The sequence below is a fragment of the Rathayibacter rubneri genome (assembly GCF_023743255.1).
Taxonomy (GTDB): Bacteria; Actinomycetota; Actinomycetes; order Actinomycetales; family Microbacteriaceae; genus Rathayibacter; species Rathayibacter rubneri.
The window spans coordinates 23200-30429 of sequence record NZ_JAMRYM010000040.1 but is presented as its reverse complement, the minus strand read 5'-3'; the positions used below and the strand labels follow the sequence as shown (position 1 = coordinate 30429).

The following is a 7230-nucleotide window of genomic DNA, read 5'->3' as shown; positions in this document are numbered from 1 at the left end:
ACCGCCCGGCGCGCCCTCAGGACGTGCGCAGGGGGTGCGCCAGCTCGTCCGGTCCGAGGCGTGCGAGCAGGAGCGTGACGACCGCGGAGAGGGCCGCGAGGACTCCCACCACCGCGAACGTCGGAGCGATGCCCACCGCCTCGCCCACCGGGCCCGCGACGGCCATCGAGACCGGCATCAGCGCCAGCGAGACGAAGAAGTCCAGGCTCGAGACCCGGCCCAGCAGAGCCGGCGGCACCCGCTGCTGCAGCAGCGTGCCCCACAGCACCTGCGCGGCCGACCCGGTCACTCCGTCGAGGAACAGGATCGCCGCGATCATCCAGAGCCGGTCGACGAGGCCGAGGAGCGCGAAGGGCAGCGTGCCGAGTCCCCAGAGCAGGATCATCGTCGTCAGATAGCGCCGCGGCACCGGGCGCGAGGAGACGACGAGGGAGCCCACGACGCCGCCCGCTCCGTACGCGGTGAGCGCGAGTGCGTAGCCGCCGGCTCCCGCCCCGGTCTGCTCGCGCACCGCGAAGGGCACGAGCACCTCGATCGGACCGACCACGAGGAACACGAGGACGACGGCGAACAGCAGCGTCGCCAGGAGCCAGCGCGTTCGCACCATGTAGGCGAACCCCTCGCGGAGGTCGCGGAGCGCGGAGCGCAGCGGCGATCCTCCGGTGTCGGACGCGCGCTCGACGGGCACGGGCCCCATCAGGAGCAGGGCCGCGAGTCCGAGCGCGTACCCGATCGCCGCGACGGCGAAGGCGGCCGAGGGAGCGGCCGCCGCGATGACCGCCCCCGCGATCGCCGGTCCGGCCGCGCTCTGCGCGATCGGGCGCAGCGCTCCCTCGACGCCGTTCGCGGCGAGCAGCTGATCGGGCGGCAGCAGTCGGGGCAGGATCGCGGAGTACGCGGGGAAGAAGAACGCCTCGCCGACGCCGAGCACGAACGCGATCGCTGTCAGACGGCCGACGGTGAGGATGCCGTCCGCCGACAGGCCGACCGCTCCGAGCACCACCAGGACCCGGACGGCCTCCACCGCGATCAGCAGCCGGCGCTGGGGGACGCGGTCGGCCGCCACTCCCCCGAGCAGCACGGCGAGCACGAGGCCCGAGGCGCTGGCGGTCGCGACCAGCGAGACGTCGCTCGGCCCGCCGCCCAGGGCGATGACCTGCCAGACCAGCGCGACGATCCAGACGCCGCTGGCGACGAGGGACAGCGCCAGCGCGCCGGCGAGGAACCGGTAGCGGCGGGTCCGGAAGGGCCGGAGGGCGCGAGGGAGAGCGACGGGCATGCCGGTTCCTCCTCGTCGTCGTCCGGGGCCGCCGGCGGTGGTGACGCGGGCAGCCGATCAGAGTAGCGTCCGAGGCGACGGAGCGGCAACGGAGCCGCCCGCGGACGGAAGGAGTGCGCCGTGGTCACGAGCGCGCGCGTGTTCAGCGGTTTCAGCGTCGACGACATCGAGGCCGCGCGGGCCTTCTACGGCGGCGCGCTGGGGTTCGACGTGTCGGTGAACGAGATGGGGATCCTCGAGATCGACCTGCCCGGTGGTGGGCACGCGATCGCCTATCCGAAGTCGGACCACGTCCCCGCGACCTTCACGATCCTCAACCTCGCGGTCGACTCGGTGGACGACGCGGTCGCCGAGCTGAACGCCGTGGGAGTGACCACGAAGATCTACGACGACGACGAGCTGCCGACGGACGAGACCGGAGTGATGCGCGGGCACGGCCCCGACATCGCGTGGTTCCGCGACCCGGCGGGCAACGTGCTGAGCGTGATCGACGCGGGCTGAGGGCCGCGCGCCAGCCCCTCGGGAGCCGCCCGTTAACGACGAAACCCGGCCTCTGACGAGACCGGGTTTCGCTTTCTTGTTGCGGGGGCAGGATTTGAACCTACGACCTCTGGGTTATGAGCCCAGCGAGCTACCGAACTGCTCCACCCCGCGGCACAAGAAGAAACACTACACGCGGATCAGGGAGAGCGCAAATCGAGCACGGGGCCGGTCCGGACTCCGTCCGATCAGGAGCGCTTCGAGGCGGTGATCGCGAGCGCGAGCGGCAGCCACTCCTGCTCCGGCCAGGCCCACGCTCCGTCCTCGCGCTGCACCAGCTGGGGCGTCACGCGCCAAGGTGCGATCGGCTCCTCGCGCAGCTCGGTGATCGCGAGGCCCGCACTGAGCAGGGCCGAGGCGATCGAGCCGAGCGAGTGGCTCCACTCGTGGGCGCGGTCGTTCTCGAAGGCGACGTCCGTGCCGGCGTAGTCGCCGGCGCCCTCGACGACCCGGGGCTCGCCGCCGCCGTCGTACGGCTGCTGGAAGCGCGGCTCCGGACCCTCGGGCGAGCCGGTGAGCACCGCGGCGGACGGATGCGTGTCGACGAACACGAACGATCCGCCCGGCGCGAGGAACCACTCGACGATGCGGGCCCACTCGACGAGGTCCGGGAGCCATACGACGGTGCCCCAGGTCGTCACGACGACGTCGAAGGAGTCGGGCTCCGGCAGCATGTGCCGCAGCTCGTAGAGGTTGGCGCAGACGAAGCGGGCGCGGTCGGCCAGGCCGAGCTCGGTCGCGAGACCGCGCGCCTCCCGGACCGCCGCCATCGAGAAGTCGACGCCGATGACCTCCGCGCCGCGCTGGGCCAGCGCGAGCGTGTCGGCACCGAAGTGGCACTGCAGGTGCAGGACCCGCTTGCCCTCCCAGCCGCCGGGGGCGACGCGGGCGAGCGACTCCTCCTCGACCGGGAAGAGCCGGCCCGCGCCGCCCCGCAGCGCCGACAGGTCGTAGAACGCGCTGCCGGCGTGCGCGGCGACGCGCTCGTCCCAGAGGGCGCGGTTCAGATCGAGCCACTCCCCCGAGCGCAGGTGCTCGCCGCGGTCGACCTGGACCATCGCGCTACTGCTGCCCCTCCGCCTCGAGCGCTCGGGTGAGGGCCTCGGTCAGCTGCTCGTCGGCCGCGGCGAAGGCGGTCAGGTCGCCGTCGCGCAGGGCCGCCTCGCGGGCCGCGAGCGCCGTGCTGGCGTCCGCGAGGGCCTGCTGCAGCGGCGTCTGGTCGCCGGTGTCGGTGTCGGTGCCGCCGGTCTCGGTGTCGGTCCCCGGATCCGTGCCGGTGTCCGTTCCGGGATCGGTCCCGGTATCGGGCGTGACCGGGGTGCCGGTGTCGCCCGCGTCCGCGCCGGAGTCCCCGCCGAAGAGGCTGTCGAGCGCCGCGTCGAGGGTGTCCTCGAAGGCGATGTCGTCGCCGAACGCCACGAGCACCTTCTGCAGGAGCGGGAAGCTCGTGTCGCCGTTCGAGCTCACGTAGATCGGCTGCACGTAGAGCAGGCCGCCGCCCACCGGGAGGGTGAGCAGGTTGCCCCGGGTCACCGTCGTGTCGCCGCGCGAGAGCAGGGCGAGCTGGTTGGCGACCGTCGGGTCGGTGTTGAACGCGTTCTGCACCTGACCGGGGCCGGGCACCGTGTCGTCGCTCGGGAGCTCGAGCAGCCGCAGGGTCCCGTAGCCGTCGGCGACGCTCCCCTCGGTCGCACCCGCGTCGGAATCGGCCACGAGGTACCCGGTGAGCACGTTGCGGCTCGCCTGGCTCCCCGGCGTGCTGGCCGGGATGTACGTGGAGTAGAGCGAGTACGACGGCACCTCGACGTCGGGGGTCTGGAGCGTCAGGTAGTACGGGGGCTGCAGCGAGTCCCCGCCGACCGCCGCGGCGGTCGAGGTGCCGCTGGTCGGGTCGTTCGGAGTCGACCAGGCCGCCTCGCGCGAGTAGAAGGAGCCGGCGTCCGTGACGTGGTAGGTGCCGAGGACCGCGCGCTGGACCTTGAAGAGGTCCTCGGGGTACCGGACGTGGCTGAGCAGGTCGGCCGACATCTCGCTGATCGGCTCGACCGTGCTCGGGAAGATCTTCTGCCAGGTCTGCAGGATCGGGTCCTCGGTGTCCCACGCGTAGAGCGTGACGCTGCCGTCGTACGCGTCGACGGTCGCCTTGACCGAGTTGCGGATGTAGTTGACGTCGTCGGTCGGGAACTGCTGCTGCGTGTTCGTGTCGGCGATCGCCTGCGACAGGCTCTGCACCTCCGAGTACGGGTACTCGGCGGAGGTGGTGTAGCCGTCGACCACCCAGACCACGCGGCCGTCCACGACGGTCGGGTAGGCGTCGGAGTCGAGCGTCAGGTAGGGGGCCACCTTCTGCACGCGGTCGACCGGGTTGCGGTCGTAGAGGATCTGCGACTCGGTGTTCACGCCGTCCGACAGGAAGATCTGCTCGGACTGGAACTTGATCGCGTAGACGAGCTTCTTGAACACGTTGTCGAGTGCGGGTCCGCCCTCGCCGTCGAAGGTCGTGTAGGTCTGCTGCTCGCCCTCGGTGCCCGACGGGTAGTCGAGCTCGATGTTGCGGTCGCCGTCGCCGCCGACGATCGAGTACGCCGGCGAGTTCTCGCCGAAGTAGATGCGCGGCTCGTAGTCGCCGAGATCGCCGGTGGTCGGCACGCCCGACTCGATGAAGACGGGCTCGCCGTCGGCCGAGCGCTGGTTGCCGTAGGCGGCGACCAGTCCGTAGCCGTGGGTGTAGACGAGGGTCTGGTTGTACCAGGTCTGGTTGTTGCCGAGGCCGTTGAGGTTCAGCTCTCGGACGCCGACCACGGCGTCCTGGGTCGCGCCGTCGATGCTGTAGCGGTCGACGTCGAGGGCCTCCTGCTCGTCGCCGAACGCGTAGTACTGACGGAACTGCTGGAGCTGCGAGAACGCGTCCGTCACGACGGCGGGGTCGAGGATGCGGATGTTCGCGGTGGTCTCGGCGTCGGAGCGCAGCGCGCCCGGCTCGGCGTCGGTGGTCGCGTCGTACGGGATGACCTGGACGTCGTCCACGCCGTACGCCTGGCGGGTCATCTCGATGTTGCGCTGGATGTAGGGCTCCTCGAGCGTGCGCTCGTTGGGCTCGACCTGGAACTTCTGCACGATCCAGGGGTAGAGGGAGCCGACGAGCAGGCTCGAGACGATCAGGAGCGCGGTGCCGATGACGGGAAGGCGCCATCGTCCGATGAACGCGGTGACGACGAAGAGGACCGCGACGAGCACGGCGACGCCGGCGAGGATCTGCAGGCCCGGGATGGTCGCGTTGACCGACGAGTAGGTCGCTCCGGTGATGCGGGCGCCCTGGTCGGTGAGGGTCGCGTACTGGTCGAGCCAGAGGCTGACGGCCTGCACGAGGAGGTAGAGCGCCGCGATGATCGCGAGCTGGATGCGCGAGGACTTCGAGATCCGGACCTCGCGGCCGTTCACGCGGATCGCGCCGTAGAGGTAGCCGGTGGCCAGGGTGGCGAGCGCCGAGATGATGAGGACCGCCGAGGCGAACCCGACGAGGCTCTGGTAGAAGGGCAGCTCGAACAGGTAGAAGGACGTGTCCAGCCCGAACTGCGGGTCGACGTCGCCCGAGGGGGTGCGATTCCAGAACGTGAGGCTGGTCTGCCAGCGCGACGCCGACGAGACGCCCGCGAACAGGCCCAGGACCGCAGGGATGCCGAAGGTCGCCAGACGGCGCAGCGGCTCCACCACCTGCTGGTAGCGGTCGATCTGCGAGTTGAGCTTCGCGTAGACCGGGCGCAGGCGGTAGGCCAGCGTGAGACTGATGAAGACCGGGATCGCCATGGCGGCGAAGCCGATGACGAAGAGCCCGCCGGCCGCCGCCCACTGCGTCGTGAGGACGGAGAGGAAGCCGAGCTGGTCGTACCAGAGGATGTCGGTGTAGAGACCGGCGAAGACGAAGAACGCCACCACCAGAACGGCCACCACCACGACAGTGACGGCGAGGACGCTCCGTCTCTTCCGCTGCGGGGTTTCGGTTGCTGTGGAACTCACGGATGGGCCTCTTGCTGTCGAGATGTGAGGGGAGGCCACCCATGCTATGCGACGGGTGCGGGCCCCACCTGAGCGTCGGCCTCGACAGCCGGAGGCGGGCGTCAGCCGATCGGAGTCGCCCCGTCGCAGGTGGGCAGCCCCGACACGTCGCCGGCGGCGATGCCGTCGAGCGCGGCGAGCGCTTCGTCGAGCGTCGCCACGCTGAGCACGTCGATGCCGTCCGGCACGTGCCCGACGACCTCGCCGCAGTTCTGCGCGGGAGCGAGGAACCAGTCGGCCCCCGCCGCCACCGCGCCGAACATCTTCTGCCGGATGCCGCCGATGGGCCCGACCTGCCCGTCCGCGTCGATGGTGCCGGTGCCCGCCACCTCCTCGCCGCCGTTCAGCGAGCCCTCGGTCAGCTTGTCGATGATGCCGAGGGCGAACATCATGCCCGCGCTCGGACCGCCCACGTCGTCCAGCTGGATGTCGACCTCGAAGGGGAAGTCGAAGGCCAGGCCCGCGACGATGCCGATCACTGCGGCGCCGTCGCTGTCGACCGGCACCACCTGGACGTCCCTCTGCGCACCGTCGCGCTCGATCGTGAGACCGACCGGGACACCGACCCCGGACGCCTGCACGGCGTCGCGCAGCGCGGCGACGTCGGACACGGGGGCGCCCTCGACGGCGACGACCGCGTCGCCCGGCTCGAGGACGTCGACCGAGGGCGACCCCTCCGGGATCTGCACGACCGACACCCGCTGGGCGACCGGGTAGCCGAGCTCGGTCAGCGCCACGGCGATCGCCTCCTGCTGCGAGTCGGTCATCTCTGCCTGGTTGGCCTCGTCGCGCTCCTGCACCGTCACCGATCTCGGGAAGATCGACTCCACCGGGACGACGGCCTTGCTGCGGTCGAACCAGGCGCCGACGATCTCGACCCAGTTGGGCAGGCTCTCGGGGTTCCCGACGACCGAGACGGTCAGCATGTCGAGCGTGCCGGTCGTGGGGTAGGTGGGCTCGTCGGGGATGGAGATGAGCGGGACGTCCTCGCCGTCGGCCTCGCTGGTGCCGAGGGTGTCGAAGACGGGGCCCGGCTGCTCGATGACGTAGGGGGCCGGCGCGACGCCCAGCGCGACCACCAGGGCGACTCCCGAGAAGAGCACGGTCGGCCCCGCCCACGCCCGCTTCCCGCGTGAGGGCGAGTGCCGGGGATCGTCGGAGAACAGCGTCACGGGGGCCTTCCTCAGGGCGTGCGGGGAAGCTCCGCCGGAGTGTTCGCGGCGGGCGGAAGCGGGCCCTGCGGTTGCGGTCGTCTTCAGGCCGATCGCCCGGGCACTCGGGCTAACGTAGCTTGCACGACTGGGAGTCGAGTCACGATCCCGCGCCCGTCACGGGCGTTCACCCGAACGACGGAG

Annotated in this window: 5 protein-coding genes and 1 tRNA gene; 1 reads left to right on the top strand and 5 read right to left on the bottom strand. The window is 71.3% G+C overall.

Features of this window, described 5'->3' with window-relative positions:
* Positions 1–16 precede the first annotated feature (16 nt).
* Positions 17–1279 carry an MFS transporter gene (locus NB037_RS10645; RefSeq protein WP_251945629.1) on the bottom strand — a complete coding sequence of 421 codons (1263 nt, stop codon included), beginning with the start codon at positions 1277–1279 and terminating at the stop codon, positions 17–19.
* A 120-nt stretch (positions 1280–1399) separates the two neighbouring features.
* Between NB037_RS10645 and NB037_RS10640 the strand changes: the two genes are divergently transcribed.
* Complete coding sequence (locus NB037_RS10640; protein ID WP_251945628.1) at positions 1400–1780, top strand: VOC family protein; 381 nt, start codon at positions 1400–1402, stop codon at positions 1778–1780.
* 79 nt (positions 1781–1859) lie between these two features.
* Here the strand turns inward: NB037_RS10640 and NB037_RS10635 are convergent.
* From NB037_RS10635 to NB037_RS10620, 4 genes are all read right to left on the bottom strand, one after another.
* Positions 1860–1933: transfer RNA gene (locus NB037_RS10635), tRNA-Met, on the bottom strand.
* Positions 1934–2007: 74 nt separating this feature from the next.
* A complete protein-coding gene (locus tag NB037_RS10630) occupies positions 2008–2877 on the bottom strand; it encodes a class I SAM-dependent methyltransferase (protein WP_251945627.1) in 870 nt (289 codons plus the stop codon).
* Between the two features lie 4 nt (positions 2878–2881).
* Complete coding sequence (locus NB037_RS10625) at positions 2882–5836, bottom strand: UPF0182 family membrane protein (protein WP_251945626.1); 2955 nt, start codon at positions 5834–5836, stop codon at positions 2882–2884.
* 101 nt (positions 5837–5937) lie between these two features.
* Positions 5938–7047 carry a YlbL family protein gene (locus tag NB037_RS10620; RefSeq protein ID WP_251945625.1) on the bottom strand — a complete coding sequence of 370 codons (1110 nt, stop codon included), beginning with the start codon at positions 7045–7047 and terminating at the stop codon, positions 5938–5940.
* Positions 7048–7230 lie beyond the last annotated feature (183 nt).